Genomic DNA, 18,737 nt, shown 5'->3' on the forward strand with positions numbered 1-18,737 from the left:
AGCATTGTTAAGTCAATAAAAATTCAATAGGGAAGTTATATGAAAGTCTTGATGCTGCACGGCGTGAACCACAACATGTTTGGTAAACGCGACCCCAAGCAATACGGCACCATCACGCTCGATGAGATCAATGCCAATTTGCATAAGCTCGGCAAAGAGCTGGGTGCTGAAGTGGAGTGCTACCAAACCAACCACGAAGGCGACATGTGCGAGCGCATTCATCAAGGCTACTTTGACAAGGTTGACGCCGTGTTGATCAACGCCGGCGCTTGGACCCATTACAGCTACGCAATTCGTGATGCTTTGGCTGTGCTCACTTGCCCTGTGGTCGAGTTGCACATGTCCAACATCCATGCGCGTGAAGAATTCCGTCACAAATCAGTCTTCGCTGAAATTGTGAAAGGCCAAATTTGCGGCTTTGGCGCTGACAGCTATGAGTTGGCATTGCGTGCCGCCGTGTCTGCTGTTCAATCGTCTAAATAAATCATGAGTACACCGAGTCTGGTTATCAATGGCAACACGCAGTTGATTGCCCATATTGGCTTTCCCACGCACACTTTTAAGTCGCCCATGATTTACAACCCGTACTTCGCCAGTGCGAGCATCAACGCGGTGGTGGTCCCCATGGGTTGCCAGACACCAGACTATCCGGTGTTCTTGAAATCGGTGTTCAATCTCACCAACATTTGCGGCGCGCTCATCACCATGCCACACAAAGTGGTGACCGTGGGCTTGCTCGACGAAGTCACTGCCACCGTGCGCGTGGCAGGTGCTTGCAACGCAGTGAAGAAACTGGCTGATGGCCGTTTGGTCGGCGACATGTTTGATGGCGCAGGCTTTGTGCGCGGCGTGCAACGCAAGGGCTTTGACCTGACAGGCAAACGTGTGTTGGTCGTGGGTACGGGTGGTGTGGGTTGTGCGATTGCGGCTTCGCTGGCGGGCGCAGGCATTTTTGCCATCAGTTTGTTTGACGTGAACACTGCGTCGGCCGAGGCATTAGGCCAACGCTTGAAACAAAACTACCCGCACATCGATGTGCGCACAGGCTCAAACGACCCTGCCGACCACGACTTGGTGGTCAACGCCACGCCCATGGGCATGAACGAGGGCGACGCCTTACCCATGGATGTGTCGCGTATTTCACCTGACGCCTTTGTGGGCGAAGTGGTGATGAAAACAGAAATGACCGCTTTCTTGCAAGCCGCCAAAAATCGAGGCTGCCGCGTGCAGGTCGGTTCAGATATGCTGTTTGAACAAATTCCTGCTTACTTGGAATACTTTGACTTGCCCACCACGACGGCTGAAGTGCTGCGCGATGTGGCGCAGTTGAGTTATTGAGTTTTTCCTGATTGATTTTTCTTGGAGTATTTGATGACCTTGCAATCTACACACCGAGAGTCTGTACCCGACATGCCCAACCGTTTAGGACTAGACGGCATTGAGTTCATCGAATACGCCACCAGCCGCCCGCAGGCGTTGGGCCAAGTGCTAGAGAACATGGGTTTTCGCCCTGTGGCACGTCATCGTTCGCGTGAGGTCACGTTGTATCGCCAAGGCGGTATGAACTTGGTGGTCAACGCCAGCCCTGATGATGCGCGCGTGAGCGCCACCACCGATGGCCAACCCGTCATCTCCGCCGTGGCTTTTCGTGTGCGCGATGCGCTGCAAGCGCACACCCGTTGCATGGAGCTCGGCGCATGGAACGTGACCAGTCAAGCGCAAGCGATGGAGCTGCACATCCCCGCAATCCACGGCCCAGGTGGTAGCCGCTTTTACTTTGTGGACCGTTGGCAAGAGTTTTCGATTTATGACATCGACTTCAAACCGATTCCTACCGTGGACCAACACCCACAAGCCACAGCTGATATGAGCTACTTTGGCGTGGTGCAGTACATCGGCGCAGGCCGCAGTGCGGACTGGTTGGCGTACTTTGAACACATGTTTGATTTCAGCTTTGTGCCTGATGATCAGCGCTTTGGCATCTTGCCCAAAGGTAAGTTGATGAAGAGCCCTTGCGGTAACTTCTTGTGGCAACTGATCGAACCTGATCCGTGGATGGATACCGACGAATCACCGGAATGTTTGCAACGCATTGGTTTGGGTGCTGTCGATGTCGGCGCGGCAGTGACCGCTCTCAAAGCCCGTGGCGTGGAGTTTGTCGAGTCGACCCAGTTGCACCCCGAAGACCGTGGTGCGCTCACACGCAGTGCCTTGGGCTCGGTGTCGTTTGAGCTGGTTCACAAAGACAACGCATAAGGTCACGCCATGAACTTACTCGACGGCTTCGGCATGGACACCATCACGATGGCGGGCTCTTTGGAAGCCAAGCTGTCGGCGATGAAGGAGGCTGGCTTCTCGCAAGTCATGCTCATGGCGCGTGACTTGGTCACTCACCCTGGCGGTGTGCCTGCGGCAGTGGCAGCGGTGCAGGCCAGTGGCTTGCGCCCCACTGGTTTTCAAGTGCTGCGCGACTTTGAAGGGTTATCGGGCCACTTGCATGGCTACAAGGTAGACATCGCCAAGTCGATGCTCGAGATGTGCGCAGCGACTGGCAGCAAGGTGTTGCTGGCTTGCTCGTCCACCTCGCGCCACGCGACCGATGATCTCGACCACATTGCCCGCGATTTGAAAAAGCTCGCCATGATGGCTTTGCCTTTGGGCATCAAAGTGGCTTATGAAGGTTTGTCATGGGGCCGCACGGTCAACGAGTTCACCACCTCTTGGGATGTGGTGTGTCGCGCCGATTGCCCCAACCTTGGTATTGGCATCGATTCCTTCCACATCTTCGCGGCCAACACACCGCTGGACGCGATTGAAGACCTCGACCCCGACAAAATTTTCTTAGTCCAACTGTCAGACTTCATGTGGCACGAAACCCCCACGTTTGAAGACCGCATGACCACCGCACGCACCTTCCGTGTGTTCCCAGGCGAGGGCGTGCACAGCGAGGCCTTGGCTGACTTGGTGCTGCGCCTTGACCGCATTGGCTATCGCGGTGACTACAGCTTTGAAGTGTTCAACGACGACTACCAGCAACTTCCGCTGGCGACAGTTGCTGAGCGCGCGCGCAAGAGCGCCACATGGCTGCACGACAACGTGCTGCATCGCTCAGCCCCTTTGCCTGCTTGGACACGCGCACAATCAGCCTTATGAAACAACGACAACTCGGCCCCTACATAGTTTCAGCCATTGGCCTAGGCTGCATGAACCTCAGCCACGCTTATGGCGCACCGCCCGCGCCTGAAGTGGGCGAGGCACTCATTCACCGAGCCCTAGACCTCGGCGTGACGATGTTTGACACGGCTGCCTTGTATGGCTTTGGCACCAACGAGTTGTTGGTGGGCAGGGCGCTCAAAGCGCATCGCAGCCAAATCACTTTGTGCAGCAAAGGCGGTATGGCTGGTGTGTCGTTCCCCGATGGTGTGAAGCGCGTGATAGACGGTCGCCCCGAGACACTGCGCAAGAACTGTGAAGAAAGCCTCTCGCGCCTAGGTACCGATGTGATCGACTTGTATTACCTGCACCGCTGGGACAAACAAGTGCCCATCGAGGACAGTGTGGGCGCCTTGAGCGACCTCGTGCGCGCAGGCAAGATTCGTGAGATTGGTTTGAGTGAAGTCTCAGCCACCACGCTGCGCAAAGCGCATGCCGTGCACCCCATTGCGGCGGTGCAAACCGAATACTCGCTATGGACACGCAACCCCGAAATTGCGGTGCTCAAGGCTTGCGAAGAACTAGGTGCCACCTTCGTGGCTTTTAGTCCTGTGGCCCGTGGTTTCTTGTGTGGTGATTTGCGCGATGTGAGTACCTTGGCTGCCAATGACATTCGCCGTGCCATGCCGCGTTTTAGCTTGGACACCTACGCCGCGAATTTGCCTTTGCTCGATGCGTATCAAAACATGGCACGTGAGGCGGGTTGCACGCCTGCGCAATTGGCCTTGGCTTGGTTGCTGCACAAAGACAGCAAGCTCATCCCAATTCCTGGCACGCAAAACATTCACCACCTCGAAGACAACATGGCCGCAGTTGATGTGGCCTTGTCACCAGAGCAGATGCAGCGCTTAGAGGCGCTGATCAATCAACAGACAGTCAAAGGGCCGCGTTACAACGCGCTCAATGCTTCGGAAGTGGATACGGAAGAGTTCGCGAGTTAAGCCTGCGCGCAGCGCTCAGCCTCGGCGTTCATACCTTCTTTGTCGACAGCAAAGAAGCCAGGCATATTGAAACGATTGAGGCTGGGGTAGCTTGAAAAGGCCATGCTCCAGTCTTGGTAGCGTCTGGCTTCAATTGGACCTCGTGCCAGAAGTTGCAGATCGTGATGGCGGTCATCGCGTTGCAAACTTTCCCACAAGGACGAGATGGATGCTGGCGGTCCTTCAATGCACTGAACAAACACTTCTTCTGTGTAGAGCAAGTGTCCTGTGATGCCCATTGAAGCATTTTTCGCACGTGCTTCACTGAGCATGTTGAAGAGATGCAGGCTACCTAGGGTATTGGTAGCTTTAGAGCGGTAGAGTAAACGTTCGAGCACGACAAGACAGTGGTTTTTATTTAGCCTAAATCGTACAAATGCGATATTTAAATTGACTTACGACCCTGTTCTAGACATCACGTGCAAACAATTGCTGCCGTAGCCAAATGTGAACGGGGTCTTCTTGGTGTCGCACGTGCCAGATGGCGTACATGGGCATGTCTGGCGTCTCAAATGGCACGGGCGCATCAGCCAATCCACGGAGCAAGCCTTGGCGTAATAAGCCGGGCAGGGTGGCCAAACGTTCAGTACCAGCCACAAAGGCAGCCACCCCAGCAAAACTGCTCAGCGTGGCCGTGAATTTTCGGTTGACACCACGCTTCAAAAGTAAATCATCAATGTCTAGGCTACGTTTGGGTTGGTGCACCACGGTGATGTGCTCAGCGGCCTCGTAGGTTTTGAGTGAGCGTGGAGCTTTGCGAACCTGTGGGTCGTAAAACACACGGTAGGTGTCGGTAAACAAGCGTTTGTGTTTGATATCGGTGGCATCTGGCGGGCGTGGGCTAATCACCAACTGGCAGTCTTGGGCGCGCAGCATGTCAGCGCTGGGCACGTCGGATGGCACTACGCGCAGCGTCACGCCTGGCGCTTGGGCTTGCAGGCGGTTGAGCAAACTCGGCAACAACAAATCGCGTTGTAAATCGTTGGCAGCGATGGTGAAGCATTGGGTGAGGCGAACTGGCTCAAACGCACCGCTGTGCACAAAACCCTTCAATTGGGCAAGCAGCTCTTGGGCTTGTAACGCCAAGGCTTCGGCACGAGCCGTGGGCACAATGCCGCGCCCTGATTTGACAAATAAGGCATCGCCCGTGATGGCACGCAAGCGGTCGAGTTGGTGGCTTACGGCGGATTGCGTAACACCTAGGGCATTGGCTGCTGCAGTGACCGAGCCTTGCTCAATCACGGTGCTGAGCAAATGCAGCAGGTGGCCATCCAAATCCAAATGATTAAATTTTTTCATGTAATAAATGAGTATTGCGAGGTTTATTTTATGAGTTGAAACGCCCACACTTCATCGCATTGAAAAACTTCAATCACGGAGACACGCCATGAGCCACAAACCTGAACCGATTTTTGGAACCACCTTGTTTGACGGTGACCAAGCCCAAAAAGGTTACGCCCTCAACAAGATGTGCTACTCGTTCAACAGCGCAGACAACCGCAACACTTTCAAGGCGAATGAAGAGGCCTACATGACGCAATACGGCTTGAATGCGCAACAAGCCGATGCCATTCGCACGCGCAATGTGTTGGGCTTATTGGCTGCAGGTGGCAATGTCTACTACCTCGCAAAGTTCGCTGGTATTTTGGGTTTGGACGTGCAAGACCTGGGAGCCGCCCAAACCGGCATGACCAAAGAAGAGTTCAAAGCAAAGCTCCGCGCTGCAGCTAATCAATAAAGATCTAGGAGACCATACCATGGCAACAATTGTTGGCGGCCTTGCCTCATCACATATCCCATCCATCGGCAGCGCGATTGCCAAAGGCATTCAAGAAGACCCGTACTGGAAACCTTTCTTTGATGGTTTTCCTCCCATTCATGAGTGGTTGGATAAGGTCAAACCCGATGTGGCCGTGGTGTTTTACAACGACCACGGGTTGAATTTCTTCCTCGACAAAATGCCCACGTTTGCGGTGGGTGCTGCGGCGCAATACAACAATGCCGATGAAGGCTGGGGCATTCCCACATTGCCACCATTCAAAGGCGTGCCTGATTTGTCCTGGCACATCATCAACGAGTTGGTAGAGAAAGAATTTGACGTGGTGACGTGCCAAGAGATGTTGGTCGACCATGCGTTCACCTTGCCGCTAAAGCTGTTTTGGCCAGGCGACACATGCCCTGTGCTAACCGTGCCGATTTGTATCAACACCGTACAGTTCCCCTTGCCATCGGCCAAGCGGTGTTACAACTTAGGCAAGGCCGTGGGAGACGCTATTCGCAGTTGGGATAGCGATTTGAAAGTGGCCATCTTAGGCACTGGTGGTTTGAGTCATCAGCTCGACGGTGAACGTGCAGGCCACATCAACAAGGCATTTGATTTGGAGTTCATGAACAGTCTGCAAAAGAACCCAGAGTGGGCCACGCAGTTCAGCATTCACGAGTTGGTCGAGAAGACCGGCACGCAAGGTGTGGAGCTGCTCATGTGGTTGGCGATGCGTGGTGCTTTGGGCGATCACGTCAAGCCAGTGCACCAGAATTATCACATCCCAATTTCCAACACGGCTACGGGTGTGATGGCCTTGGCAACAGAATAAATCCAAGCCATAAAAGAAAAACCCCGCCAGTGCAAACAGGCGGGGTTTTTGTATTCCTGCAAAAGCAGGGCAGCGGGGATGTTAAATCGTATCGATGAAGCTGCGCAGTTTGTCGCTGCGGCTTGGGTGCTTCAACTTACGCAACGCCTTGGCTTCGATTTGACGGATGCGCTCGCGCGTGACGTCAAATTGTTTGCCCACTTCTTCCAAAGTGTGGTCCATCGCCATTTCGATACCAAAGCGCATGCGCAACACTTTGGCTTCGCGAGGGGTGAGGCCATCCAAGATGTCTTTCACCACATCGCGCAAACCGGCTTGCATGGCTGCTTCGATAGGCGCGGTGTTGACGCTGTCTTCGATGAAGTCGCCCAAGTGGCTGTCGTCATCGTCACCGATCGGTGTTTCCATGGAGATCGGCTCTTTGGCGATCTTCATGATCTTGCGGATCTTGTCTTCTGGAATTTCCATCTTCTCGGCCAAGACGCTGGCATCGGGCTCGAAACCAAACTCTTGCAAGTGTTGGCGGCTGATGCGGTTCATCTTGTTGATCGTTTCGATCATGTGCACAGGAATACGGATGGTACGCGCTTGATCTGCGATAGAGCGCGTGATCGCTTGGCGAATCCACCATGTGGCGTAGGTCGAGAACTTGTAGCCGCGACGATATTCAAACTTGTCCACGGCCTTCATCAAACCGATGTTGCCTTCTTGGATCAAGTCGAGGAATTGCAAACCGCGGTTAGTGTATTTCTTAGCGATCGAAATGACCAAACGCAAGTTGGCTTCGATCATTTCTTTCTTCGCGCCACGTGAGCTTCGCTCACCGGCGTTCATGCGCTTGTTGATGTCTTTGAGTTGCTCCAAAGGTACCACCACACGGGCTTGCAAGTCGATCAGCTTTTGCTGCAAGTCTTGCACCGGTGGGATGTAGCGGCCCATGGTGGTAGACCATGGCTTGCCTGTGGCAGCTTGCTTTTCAACCCACTTGAGGTTGAGCAAGTTGGGTGGGAAGTCTTTGATGAACGTGGCTTGTGGCATACCGCACTTGTCCACGATGATGCGACGCAGTTCACGTTCGTTCTTGCGCACATCGTCCACTTGGCCGCGCACAGATTCGCAGAGTTTTTCAATGGTCTTCGCTGTGAAGCGAATACCCATCAATTCAGTGGTCAACGCAGTTTGCGCCTTCATGTAGGCAGGCGTGCCGTAGCCTTCTTTGTCGTAAGTCTTGCGCAGTTTTTCGAACAACACAATCATGCGGTCAAAGCGCTCAAGGGCTGCGTTCTTCAACTCCTCCAATTTTTTGGTCAGAGCTTTAGAGCCGCCGTTGCCGTCGTCATCATCTTCTTCGTCAAACTCGTCGAAGTCTTCTTCGGCTACATAGTCATCGGCTTCGTTGAGGTTGTTGAAACCGTCCACGATGGTGGAGATGACTACTTTGTTTTCGCGAATGTCTTCTGCCATGGCCAGCACCGCAGCGATGGTGGCAGGTGAGCCGCTGATCGCAGCCATCATGTCCATCAGACCGCCTTCGATTCGCTTGGCAATCTCAATTTCACCTTCGCGTGTCAGCAACTCAACCGTGCCCATTTCGCGCATGTACATGCGCACGGGGTCAGTGGTGCGGCCGAATTCGCTGTCCACTGTGGACAAAGCTGCTTCGGCTTCTTCTTCAGCTTCTTCTTCAGTTGCGGCAGTCGGTGTGTTGTTGTTGAGCAGCAGGGTTTCTGCGTCAGGGGTGTGTTCGTAAACGGCCACGCCCATGTCGTTCAACATGCTGATCACCACTTCGAGTGTTTCAGCATCGACCAACTTGTCGGGCAAGTGGTCAGAGATTTCGCCGTGCGTCAGGTAGCCACGTGTCTTACCGAGTTTGATCAGGGTCTTCAGACGTTGGCGACGCTTTTGCATGTCTTCTTCAGACAGCACGGTTTCGTCCAAACCGAATTCTTTCATCAAGGCACGTTCTTTGGCCTTGCTGATTTTCATGCGCAGGGGCTTGACCTTTTCTGCACCTGGTTCGATGACGGGTTCGCCTTCGAGGTCGGCTTCGATGTCGCCGAGGTCTTCGTCGTCACCGCCGGCTTTTTTGCCTTTAGCTTTGGTGGCTTTTTTTGCGGGCGCTTTTTTGGCAGCCGCTTTGGGTGCATGGGCTTCTACGGCCGATGCTTTTTTCTTGGTGTCCTCAGCTTTTGCTTTGGTTGTTGTTTTGGCTGCGGTTTTTGTTGCTGGCTTTTCAGCAGCTTTTGTTTTTGGTGCGGGCACTGACATGGCTTTCGTTGCTGGCTTGGCGGCTGGTTTAGCAGCTGCTTTTGCTGCCGGTTTGGCAGCGGTTTTTGCAACGGGCTTTGCGGCTGACTTTGTAACTGCTTTGGCAGCGGCTTTTACAGCTGGCTTGGCTGCAGCTTTAGGGGCGGCAACGGCTGGCTTTTTGGCCACTGGTTTGGCAGGCTTCTTGGACTTACGGTCAACAGGCATGGAAACTCCTAGACTTCAAAGAAACGAATACACAGCGCCACAAAAACCCGGCGCGGGAAAAAGAAAAAGGGGGGTGAAGTGTGAACCTCTAGAAGCAAGCGGATTGGGCGAACATTTGGTGTGCAGTCCTTGCGGTGAAGTGGCGAGTCGTGCGCTTGTGTCACGGTTGGCCGGGCCCGGAGGTGCTGCTGTCGCACTTGCTAAGCGTGGATTATACCCAAAACGGTGGCCTTAGATTAGCCACAGGCGCATTAATCGTGGCTTTCGACCAGTTTTTGCGGAATCAGGCCCAGCTGCTTGCGCCGCTCAAACAGGGCTTTGTAGCGCTGCATGGCCGTGGGATCGGCGGCGGCTTCGGCGATGGCCTCTTTCATTTGGGCATCAAGGCTTTCAAACAAAATTTTGTTCAAGATGCCGCGCAGCTCTAGGCCAGCCTCTTTACGTTGTTGCTCGGGTGTGAGGCTTTCAGGCATGGGTTTGCCTTCGTCATCTAGCAAAGGCGTGAAGGCGCTGGCCATGACGCGCAGGGCGAGGTCTTCTGACTCGTGCTCGCGCAGGCCTTCGCGAAGTGAGCCCCAAGCTTGATGGCCGTGTTCGTGGTGCTGCTGATCGAGCCAAACAAACAACGGGCCGTGGGGTGGGGCGAGTTCACACAACAGGTTGTGGTCTTCGGTGGAGAGGTCTTCCCACAAGTCCATGTGCGAGAGCAGCACGCGTGCTGCATGGTCTGCACGGCCTTGTGGAATCAGGCGTGTGCCACGCTTATAAGTTTTGGGCGCGTAGGGCTCGCGCGGTTTGAACTTGGATGCCTTTTTAAATTCACCTGAGCGTGCAGGCGCAACTGCAGGGGCGGGCATCCACAGGTCTTGCAGCTCGTGGTTGCCAAGGTCTGCCAGCTCTGCGATTTCGCTGAGCAACTGGCGCTTCAAAGCGCCATCGGGCAGGGCCATCCATAGCGGCTTGGCGTTGCTGGCCATGTGGGCACGTCCCTCGGCTGTGTGCAGGTCGCAGCCTTCGCGGGCCACTTCGATGAGGAAGCGGCTCAGGGGCATGGCTTCGGTCACGCAGTGGGCAAAAGCTTCTTTGCCAAACTCGCGGATGTAGCTGTCGGGGTCATGCTCGGCGGGCAAGAACAAGAACTTCACGCTGCGCACATCAGTGGCATAGGGCAATGCCCCATCGAGCGCCTTGCGTGCAGCGCGGCGGCCTGCGCCATCACCATCAAAGCTGAACACCACGTTGTCGGTGAAGCGAAAAAGTTTTTGCACATGGTCGGTCGTGCACGCCGTGCCCAGTGTGGCGACCGCATTGGGAAACCCTAATTGCGCCAAAGCCACCACGTCCATGTAGCCTTCGGTCACCAGCACATAGCCGGCGTCGCGCAGTGCGTTACGGGCTTCAAACAAACCATACAGTTCGCGGCCTTTACTGAACACAGGGGTTTCTGGCGAATTCAAATATTTTGGTGTGCCCTCAAACAACACGCGGCCACCAAAGCCAATGCACTCGCCTTTGACGTTGCGGATGGGGAACATCACGCGGTCGCGGAAACGGTCGTAGCGTTTTTCTTCTTCGCCGTCTTCTTGGTTCACGATGACCAAGCCGCTTTCAGCCAGCAGTGGGTCTTGGTAGTCGGGGAACACGCTGGCCAAGCTGCGCCAACCTTCGGGGGCGTAGCCCAAGCCAAAGTCTTTGGCGATTTGGCCGCTCAGACCACGGCCTTTGAAATACTCAATCGCTTTGGGCGAGTTGCGCAAATGTTTGCGATAAGCCTCGCCTGCTTTTTCCAACACATCGGTGAGGGTGGCTTGCTTTTGGCGCTGCTCGGCGGCGCGTGCACGATCTTGTGGCGAGGCATCGTCTTCTGGCACTTGCATGCCGATGTTTTGTGCCAAGTCCTTCACCGCTTCGACGAAGGTCATGCCCGCATGCTCCATCAAGAAGCCAATGGCATTGCCGTTTTTGCCGCAGCCAAAGCAATGGAAAAACTGCTTGGCAGGGCTCACCGAAAACGACGGCGACTTCTCGCCGTGGAACGGACACAGCCCCATGAAATTGGCCCCGCCTTTTTTGAGCTGCACATAGCGGCCCACCACCTCGACAACGTCGACGCGGGCTAAAAGCTCTTGGATGAAGGACTGGGGGATGGCCATATGTAAAAAGGGTGAAGCCTGATTTTAGGCTTCACCCTTTTTCAGAACTTTGAAGAACGTTTTGGCTTACTTCGGTGCCAAACGGATCGCACCATCCAAACGAATCACTTCGCCATTGAGCAAATCATTTTCAAAGATGTGCAGGGCCAGTTTGGCGTAGTCTTGTGGGGTGCCCAAGCGTGAAGGGAAGGGCACGCCTGCGGCGAGGGCGTCTTGCACTTCTTGAGGCATGCCAAATAGCATGGGCGTGCCCATGATGCCGGGGGCGATGGTCATGTTGCGAATGCCGTTGCGGGCGAGGTCGCGTGCGATGGGCAGGGTCATGCCCACGATGCCGCCTTTGGACGCGCTGTAAGCGGCTTGGCCAATTTGGCCGTCGTAGGCGGCGACAGAGGCGGTAGAAATCAACACACCACGCTCGCCTGTGGCTTCGGGTTCATTGTGGCACATGGCTTCAGAGGCCAAGCGAATCATGTTGAAACTGCCAATGAGGTTGATGGTGATGGTTTTGCTGAAAGAGGCCAACGCATGTGCGCCGTTTTTGCCCACGGTTTTTTCGGCAGGGGCAATGCCCGCGCAGTTGACCAAGCCCATGAGCTTGCCCAGTGACACGGCTTTGGCCACCACGGCTTGGCCGTCGGCTTCGTTGCTCACATCGCACTTCACAAAAGCGCCGCCAATGTCTTTGGCCACAGCTTCGCCTTTGTCGGCTTGCATGTCAGCGATGACCACAATGCCGCCCTTGGCTGCCAGCGCACGTGCCGTGCCTTCGCCCAAGCCTGAGGCTGCGCCAGTGACGATGAAAACTTTGCCTTTGATGTCCATGAGGGTCTCCTGAATTTAGATGGTTGCTTTACGTTTACGTAAACGTCAATTATGCGGGATGCCGAAGGGTTCTCGTGGCCATCTAGGACAATCCCTAGTGAATGATTTATCGATTGAGGTTTTTGGATGAAGTTGAGTTGGTTATTGCTTGTGTGTGTTGCAGTGTTGTCTGGGTGTACCTCGCATGGGCCATTGGCGCCTGTGGACGGCATCAAGACAGACGTCCCTGTCGTTAAACGCGCCCCAAAGTTTGGATTGGCATTGGGCGGCGGCGCAGCGCGTGGCTTTGCACACGTAGGTGTGATTCAAGTGCTGGAAGAGGCTGGTATCAAGCCCGACTTGGTGGTGGGCACCTCGGCCGGCAGCGTGGTGGCCGCGTTTTACGCCAGCGGCAAAGATGGTGCGCAGTTGCAAAAAGCCGCCGAGACCATGGAAGAGGCAACGATTACCGATTGGACCGTGCCCTTGCTTGGGCGCGGCATGATGCGCGGAGATGGTTTGGCGCGCTACATCAGCAAGCAAACGGGTGGTCGCCGTATCGAAGAGATGCGTATGCCATTGGGCATCGTGGCGACCGATTTGAAAACAGGCGAGGGCGTCTTGTTCCAGCGTGGCGATGTCGGCACTGCGGTGCGTGCTTCTAGTGCTGTGCCTTCGGTGTTTGAGCCGGTGCGCATTGGCGCCCGAGAGTTTGTCGACGGTGGTTTAGTGTCGCCCGTGCCAGTGCGTTATGCGCGCCAGATGGGGGCCGAGTATGTGTTGGCCATCGATATCTCTAGCCCGCCTGAGTCTGGCAAAACCGGTGACATGTTTGACATCTTGATGCAGACCTTCACCATCATGGGCAAGAGCATCAACACGCTAGAGCTGCGTGATGCCGACCTAGTGGTGCGACCCGCCTTACAAGATGTGGGCAGTGCCGATTTCAAAGCGCGCCGCCGCTCCATAGAGGCTGGCCGTGCAGCCATGTTGCAAGCCTTGCCCAAGCTCAAGGCCGCTTTAGCGCAGCAATAAAGACAAACGAAAAAAAGGGGCCCACCTTGCGGCGGGCCCTTGAAGGGATTCTGCACCCTGAGGTGACGAAGAATCCGAGGAGACAATCGTTACAAATTAACGCTTCTTAGCAGCGCTTTTCGAAGCTTTCACAGCTGTTTCAGTGGCGGATTGGATGTGTGACTCGGCCAAGTCAGCAGCTTGCTTGACGGCTTTTTGCACAGATTCCACAGCAGTGTTGCTAGCAGTCACGGCTTGCTTGAAGAAAGCCACAGCTTGCTCAGAGCCAGCAGGTGCGTTTTTCAATGCAGATTCGATGTAAGACTGAACAGCGTTTTGGCCTTCAGCAGCTTTGCCTTCGAGGCCTTTGGTGAATTCAGCGCCAGTGCCTTGAGCGATGTCATACAGGTGACGGCTGTAAGCAGCAGACTTTTCAGCCAAAGGCTGAACGAAGCTGGTTTGCAAAGCGATCAGTTCTTGAGCGTCTTTCACGGCCAACACAGCTTGTGCGTGAGCAGCAGATTCGTTCAAAGCGGCACGGCCAGCAGTGAGGTTGAGTTCAACCAATTTTTCAACGCCAGCGAAGGCTTTGTTTGACAAACCGAACAGGTTGTCGAGGTTGGCTTTGTTGGTAGCGGCGAATTGTTCAACGTTGATCATGGTGATACTCCAAAAGTTAAGTGAGCTTGCAAAAAATGTTGCGGTGCAGCATTGGGATGAAGTTTAGGGTTATCCCGTGGGTTTGCAAGAGGGTTTGGGGCTTTGAAGTCCTGTTTAGAGGTGACGTTCTAAAACCGGAGGTTTCATCCAACATTCGAAGGTTTTTCTAAATTGGCCACAATTGAGCCTTGTTTCATGCGGTTTCCAAGGGCTATGCGCGCTTTTTATTCGGACCAGTTTGTATTGCCCTTGCCGCAAGGCCATCGTTTTCCGATGGCCAAGTACCGCCTCTTGCGTGACCGGTTGAGTGCCGAAATGCCTGAAGTGGTCCTAGAGGTCGCCCCGCCCGCGAGCGATGGCGAGCTGGCATTGGTTCATACGCCCAGTTACATCCAATCGGTGGAGCAAGGCACGTTGACAGAGGCTCAACAAAAAGAAATTGGGTTTCCATGGACGCCCGCGATGGTTGAGCGATCACGCCGCTCAGCAGGTGCCACGGTGATGGCCGCACGCGCAGCCTTGTTTGGCGGGCAAGGCGTGGCGGCCAATTTGGCAGGTGGCACGCACCATGCCTATGCAGACAAAGGCAGCGGCTTTTGCGTGTTCAACGATGCAGCCGTGGCCACGCGCCTCATGCAAGCCGAGTGGGGGCGCGTGTACAAGCAGCCTTTGAAAGTGGCCATCATCGATTTGGATGTGCACCAAGGCAACGGCACAGCGCGCATTTTTGAGCGAGACGAAAAGGTGTTCACCTTGTCCATGCATGGCGCTCGTAACTTTCCATTCGACAAAGAAACCAGCGATTTAGACATTGATCTGCCCGATGGCTGCAACGATGCGATGTATCTAGAGGGCTTAGAGTATGCCTTGGCCGAGCTAGAGGCCCGTTTCTCGCCAGGACTGGTGATTTACCTTGCTGGTGCTGATCCGCACGAGGGCGACCGACTAGGAAGGCTCAAACTGAGCTTTGATGGCCTAGAAGCCCGCGACCGCCGTGTGTTCGACTGGGCATGGTCTAAGCGCATTCCCTTGGCCTTCTCAATGGCAGGGGGCTATGGTCGCGAAATGGCTGACACAGTTCAGGCACAAGTCAACACTTACCGTGTCGCCTATGCGTACTGGCGACGCTGGCAAAATCTGTCTCAATGAGTTCCGCACTTACTTCCCGCCCACAACCCGAATCGCGCAGCACCTTCAAGGTGTTTCGTCGCATCGACACGCGTTGGATGGACAACGATGTGTATGGCCATGTCAACAACGTCGTGTACTACAGCTGGTTTGACACAGCTGTCAACGCGCACTTGATTGAGCAGGGTGCATTGGACATTCACCACGGCGAGACCATTGGCTTGGTGATTGAAACCCAGTGCAACTACTTTGCACCGCTCGCATTTCCGCAAACCATCGAAGCCGGTATTCGCGTGGCGAAGTTGGGAAGTTCAAGCGTGCGCTACGAAATAGGTTTGTTTGCGCAAGGCGAAGACCTCTGCGCCGCACGCGGCCACTTTGTGCACGTGTACGTCGATAAAGAAAACCGTCGGCCTGTGAAGGCCTTGCCTTTGAAATTAAAAACAGTCTTGGAGACACTTGTATGACCAACCCAGCCCATATTGCAGCTGTTGACCACGCCATCACTTCACGCATGTCTGCACGTGCATTTACGCAGCAAGAGGTGTCACGCGAACTCATCACCGAAATTTTGCAAGTCGCCAGTCGCGCACCTTCGGGCACCAACACCCAGCCCTGGAAGGTCTATGTGTTGCAAGGCGCTAAACGTGATTCGTTGGTCGACAAAGTGTGTGCTGCTCACGAAGCCATGCGCGCGAACCCAGAAGTGGCCAAACAGTACACCGAGCAATACGACTATTACCCTGCGCAATGGGTCAGCCCCTACATCGACCGTCGTCGTGAGAACGGCTGGAGCCTTTACGGTTTGTTGGGCATTGGCAAAGCCGACAAAGACCGCATGCACGAGCAACAGCAACGCAATTTCAAGTTTTTCGATGCACCTGTGGGCCTGATGTTCACCATCGACCCCATCATGGGCCGTGGCTCGTTGTTTGACTACGGCATGTTTGTGCAAAACATCATGTTGGCAGCGCGTGCGCGTGGCTTACACACCTGCCCACAGGCAGCGTGGAATGGCTTTCACAGCATCATCCTGCCGCACATCGGTGCGGGCGAGGGTGAGATGATGGTGTGCGGCATGTCGCTGGGCTATGCCGATGAGAGCGACAAAGTCAACACACTGGTCACGCCTCGCGTGCCTGTGAATGAGTTCACCCACTGGGTGGCCTGAGTTTTTTAGTTAGTTTGCGATGATCATCACCAGCCTTCTCGACACCGACCTGTATAAATTCACCATGATGCAGGCTGTGCTGCATCAGTTTCCGAGTGCGCAGGTGTCATACAAGTTCAAGTGCCGCAACCCCGGTGTGGATTTGGCGCCGTACGTGCAAGAAATTCGTGACGAAATTCGCTCGCTGTGCAGCTTGCATTTCCAAGATGCGGAGTTGTCATGGTTGCGTAGCCTGCGTTTCATCAAGAGCGACTTTGTCGATTTCTTGGGGCTGTTTCGGCTGAACGAAAAATACATTCAGGTGAATGCGTTGTCGAACGGTGAGATTGACATCAGCATTCAAGGCCCTTGGCTGCACACCATTCTTTTTGAGATTCCGGTGTTGGCCATCGTCAACGAGGTGTACTTTCGCAACACGCAAAAAGTGCCGGACTTTTTGGAAGGCCGCAAGCGGCTTGACCAAAAGATCGATGCCTTGCATGCCGAGCGTTTGAGTGATTTGAAAATTGCCGATTACGGCACGCGTCGCCGCTTCTCCAGAGCATGGCACGAAGAGCTGTTGCGTGTGTTGACCTCCAAACTCGGCACTGGCCCCAAAGGTCAGTTTGCTGGCACGAGCAACGCTTTGTTTGCAATGAAGCTTGGCCTCACACCCTTGGGCACGATGGCGCATGAATATTTGCAAGCTTGCCAAGCCCTGGGCCCACGTCTGCGTGACAGCCAAGTGTTTGGGTTCGAGACCTGGGCACGCGAATACCGCGGTGACTTAGGCATTGCACTGAGCGATGTGTATGGCATTGAGCCCTTCCTGCGCGACTTTGATATGTACTTTTGCAAGCTGTTCGATGGCGCACGTCACGACAGTGGGGACCCTTTCACCTGGGGCGAGCGCATGATTGCCCACTACCGCAACAACCGCGTGGACCCACTCACCAAAACGCTGATTTTTTCGGATGGCTTGACCGTCGAAAAAACCATTGCGCTTTACCAACAGTTCCGTGGCCGCTGCCAACTCGCGTTTGGCATTGGCACCAACTTGACCAACGACTTAGGCTATGAGCCTTTGCAAATCGTCATCAAGATGACGCAGTGCAATGGTCAGCCTGTGGCCAAGCTCTCAGACACGCCGTCTAAGAACATGTGTGAAGACGAAAAGTACTTGGCCTATTTACGTCAAGTGTTTGATATTGCGCAACCCACCTAAATGTTGACATGAAATACCTCAAAGTTGCTTTTGTGTTTGCACTCGCGTTTGGGGTGAACACGTTAGCGCCTGATTTGCTTGCTCATATGGCACGTCTAGATGGCTCAGAAGCATCAATTGCATCAACGCTGTGGTGCTTGGGTTTGTTTCTGGTGTTTGGTTGGCTGTGCAGCAAGGTTGCTGAAGGCACAGTGTTTCCAAGTTTTACCTTGCAGTTGTTGGTTGGCATCTTCTTGCACGAGGCGCTGGCGCCTTTGTCGGCGCAGTTGGTGTTGGCCGTGGTGGTGTGTACGGCACTGGCTGCCATCATTTTGAAGTCGGGCGGCGATGAGATTGAACGCAAAGATTTTTTGAAGATTGCGTTTCCAACTTTGATGATTGCCACCGTGGGTTACTTGGTGACGTTTTTCATCATGTTCCCTGTGTTGCTGTGGTTGGGCTTAGATAGCAAAACGGCTGCGCTTTTATCAGCCATCATTGGTTCTACTGACCCCGCTGCCTTGATTCCTACGCTCAAAACCTTGGTGTTCAAGTCGCAGTTCAAGCAGGTGTCCAACCTTTCAGTGGCCGAGAGTGCGCTAAACGATGCTGTAGGGGCCATCTTCACTGGGGCGATTGCCACCATGATTTTGGGCGAGGTGAACATAGACAACGTGGGCGCCTTGGCCGCCGGATTATTCAGTGGTGACAACTTGCGTTTGCTTGCAGCGCAGTTTGGTTTTGGTGTTGTAGCAGGTGTGGTGGGTTGGTTTGGCATGTATGCCTTCGAGCGCTACAAATCGAAACATAACGATGCGGGAAAGTTCGATGTGCCCTATGACTTTGCGCTGGTGTTGGCCGTACCTTTGGTCACGTTCGTGTTGGCGCAGTTGATTCATGGCAATGGATTCTTGGCTGCGTTCATTGCAGGCTTGTTGGCCAATTTCAACCATGGCACACATTACTTTCATGGCTTGTTGCACAACCTAGAAGTGAAGATTGAAAGCGTGGCTAAGCCCACCATCTTCATGATGGTGGGACCGTTTGTGGCATTGCAACAGTTGGCCGACACTGCCATGTTGGGGTTGCTGGTGTCTTTGGCTTTCATGGTGTTAGCGCGGCCTATGGCGGTCTTTGTGTCGCTGTTGCCCACATCGATCAGTCGACAAGAAAAATTGTTTTTATGCGCTGTGCGCGAAACTGGTGTCATCCCTGTTGTCTTGGCGGTTGTCACAGTGGCTCAGTTTCCGGATATGACGCAACTCATGCCATTGACTGCTTGGGTTGTGATTTGGACATTGACCTTGCTGCCTGCGCTAACTCCTTGGTGGGCTAAAAAATTAAACATGATTGAGTAAT

Annotated in this window: 19 protein-coding genes; 13 read left to right on the plus strand and 6 right to left on the minus strand. The window is 54.3% G+C overall.

Annotation, left to right across the window (positions count from 1 at the left end):
- Nucleotides 1-39: 39 nt before the first annotated feature.
- Genes aroQ through B9Z35_RS04465 form a run of 5 tightly spaced genes read left to right on the plus strand, consistent with a single transcriptional unit; the run spans nt 40 to nt 4,154 of the window.
- Complete coding sequence (gene aroQ, locus B9Z35_RS04445) at nt 40-483, plus strand: type II 3-dehydroquinate dehydratase (protein WP_108282422.1); 444 nt, start codon at nt 40-42, stop codon at nt 481-483.
- Between the two features lie 3 nt (nt 484-486).
- A complete protein-coding gene (locus B9Z35_RS04450) occupies nt 487-1,338 on the plus strand; it encodes a shikimate dehydrogenase (RefSeq protein ID WP_108282423.1) in 852 nt (283 codons plus the stop codon).
- A 33-nt stretch (nt 1,339-1,371) separates the two neighbouring features.
- The gene (locus tag B9Z35_RS04455; protein WP_108282424.1) at nt 1,372-2,256 is read left to right on the plus strand and encodes a 4-hydroxyphenylpyruvate dioxygenase; all 885 of its coding nucleotides are present in this window, start codon (nt 1,372-1,374) and stop codon (nt 2,254-2,256) included.
- A gap of 9 nt (nt 2,257-2,265) precedes the next feature.
- Nucleotides 2,266-3,153 (plus strand): sugar phosphate isomerase/epimerase, encoded by an 888-nt coding sequence (locus B9Z35_RS04460; protein WP_108282425.1) that lies wholly within the window; start codon nt 2,266-2,268, stop codon nt 3,151-3,153.
- Nucleotides 3,150-4,154 carry an aldo/keto reductase gene (locus B9Z35_RS04465; protein WP_108282426.1) on the plus strand — a complete coding sequence of 335 codons (1,005 nt, stop codon included), beginning with the start codon at nt 3,150-3,152 and terminating at the stop codon, nt 4,152-4,154. Before B9Z35_RS04460 ends, B9Z35_RS04465 begins: the two co-directional genes overlap by 4 nt.
- Here the strand turns inward: B9Z35_RS04465 and B9Z35_RS04470 are convergent.
- Nucleotides 4,151-4,531, minus strand: coding sequence for a BLUF domain-containing protein (locus B9Z35_RS04470; RefSeq protein ID WP_158268113.1), 381 nt, complete (start codon nt 4,529-4,531; stop codon nt 4,151-4,153). The genes B9Z35_RS04465 and B9Z35_RS04470 overlap by 4 nt on opposite strands.
- 70 nt (nt 4,532-4,601) lie before the next feature.
- Complete coding sequence (locus B9Z35_RS04475; protein WP_108282428.1) at nt 4,602-5,492, minus strand: LysR family transcriptional regulator; 891 nt, start codon at nt 5,490-5,492, stop codon at nt 4,602-4,604.
- Between the two features lie 88 nt (nt 5,493-5,580).
- Between B9Z35_RS04475 and B9Z35_RS04480 the strand changes: the two genes are divergently transcribed.
- Both B9Z35_RS04480 and B9Z35_RS04485 read left to right on the plus strand, forming a co-directional pair.
- Nucleotides 5,581-5,931: a protocatechuate 4,5-dioxygenase subunit alpha gene (locus tag B9Z35_RS04480; RefSeq protein WP_108282429.1), complete on the plus strand. Its 351-nt coding sequence runs from the start codon at nt 5,581-5,583 to the stop codon at nt 5,929-5,931.
- A gap of 19 nt (nt 5,932-5,950) precedes the next feature.
- Nucleotides 5,951-6,787 carry a class III extradiol dioxygenase family protein gene (locus B9Z35_RS04485; protein ID WP_108282430.1) on the plus strand — a complete coding sequence of 279 codons (837 nt, stop codon included), beginning with the start codon at nt 5,951-5,953 and terminating at the stop codon, nt 6,785-6,787.
- Between the two features lie 81 nt (nt 6,788-6,868).
- On the opposite strand, the gene rpoD is transcribed toward B9Z35_RS04485, so the two are convergent.
- The 3 genes from rpoD to B9Z35_RS04500 form a co-directional block, all read right to left on the minus strand.
- A complete protein-coding gene (gene rpoD / locus B9Z35_RS04490) occupies nt 6,869-9,265 on the minus strand; it encodes an RNA polymerase sigma factor RpoD (protein WP_108282431.1) in 2,397 nt (798 codons plus the stop codon).
- Nucleotides 9,266-9,516: 251 nt separating this feature from the next.
- Complete coding sequence (dnaG, locus tag B9Z35_RS04495) at nt 9,517-11,418, minus strand: DNA primase (RefSeq protein WP_108282432.1); 1,902 nt, start codon at nt 11,416-11,418, stop codon at nt 9,517-9,519.
- A gap of 66 nt (nt 11,419-11,484) precedes the next feature.
- A complete protein-coding gene (locus B9Z35_RS04500; protein WP_108282433.1) occupies nt 11,485-12,243 on the minus strand; it encodes a 3-hydroxyacyl-CoA dehydrogenase in 759 nt (252 codons plus the stop codon).
- Between the two features lie 126 nt (nt 12,244-12,369).
- Here B9Z35_RS04500 and B9Z35_RS04505 point away from each other — a divergent pair, with 126 nt between their 5' ends.
- The gene (locus B9Z35_RS04505) at nt 12,370-13,257 is read left to right on the plus strand and encodes a patatin-like phospholipase family protein (protein ID WP_108282434.1); all 888 of its coding nucleotides are present in this window, start codon (nt 12,370-12,372) and stop codon (nt 13,255-13,257) included.
- A 96-nt stretch (nt 13,258-13,353) separates the two neighbouring features.
- On the opposite strand, the gene B9Z35_RS04510 is transcribed toward B9Z35_RS04505, so the two are convergent.
- Entirely contained in the window at nt 13,354-13,896 is a 543-nt protein-coding gene (locus tag B9Z35_RS04510; RefSeq protein ID WP_108282435.1) for a phasin family protein, read from the minus strand.
- 213 nt (nt 13,897-14,109) lie between these two features.
- Here B9Z35_RS04510 and B9Z35_RS04515 point away from each other — a divergent pair, with 213 nt between their 5' ends.
- From B9Z35_RS04515 to B9Z35_RS04535, 5 genes are read left to right on the plus strand one after another with little or no spacing between them, the layout of a single operon-like run.
- Nucleotides 14,110-15,045 (plus strand): histone deacetylase, encoded by a 936-nt coding sequence (locus tag B9Z35_RS04515; RefSeq protein ID WP_108282436.1) that lies wholly within the window; start codon nt 14,110-14,112, stop codon nt 15,043-15,045.
- The gene (locus B9Z35_RS04520; RefSeq protein WP_108282437.1) at nt 15,042-15,491 is read left to right on the plus strand and encodes a thioesterase family protein; all 450 of its coding nucleotides are present in this window, start codon (nt 15,042-15,044) and stop codon (nt 15,489-15,491) included. Before B9Z35_RS04515 ends, B9Z35_RS04520 begins: the two co-directional genes overlap by 4 nt.
- Nucleotides 15,488-16,195 carry a nitroreductase gene (locus tag B9Z35_RS04525; protein ID WP_108282438.1) on the plus strand — a complete coding sequence of 236 codons (708 nt, stop codon included), beginning with the start codon at nt 15,488-15,490 and terminating at the stop codon, nt 16,193-16,195. The genes B9Z35_RS04520 and B9Z35_RS04525 overlap by 4 nt, the downstream gene beginning before the upstream one ends.
- A gap of 19 nt (nt 16,196-16,214) precedes the next feature.
- Nucleotides 16,215-17,399, plus strand: a complete 1,185-nt coding sequence (gene pncB, locus B9Z35_RS04530) for a nicotinate phosphoribosyltransferase (protein ID WP_108282439.1) — start codon at nt 16,215-16,217, stop codon at nt 17,397-17,399.
- 8 nt (nt 17,400-17,407) lie between these two features.
- A complete protein-coding gene (locus B9Z35_RS04535; RefSeq protein WP_108282440.1) occupies nt 17,408-18,736 on the plus strand; it encodes a cation:proton antiporter in 1,329 nt (442 codons plus the stop codon).
- The last annotated feature ends 1 nt before the right edge of the window (nt 18,737 follow it).

Origin of the sequence: Limnohabitans sp. Jir61 (genome assembly GCF_003063545.1) — a bacterium.
In the GTDB taxonomy this organism is placed as follows: Bacteria; Pseudomonadota; Gammaproteobacteria; order Burkholderiales; family Burkholderiaceae_C; genus Limnohabitans.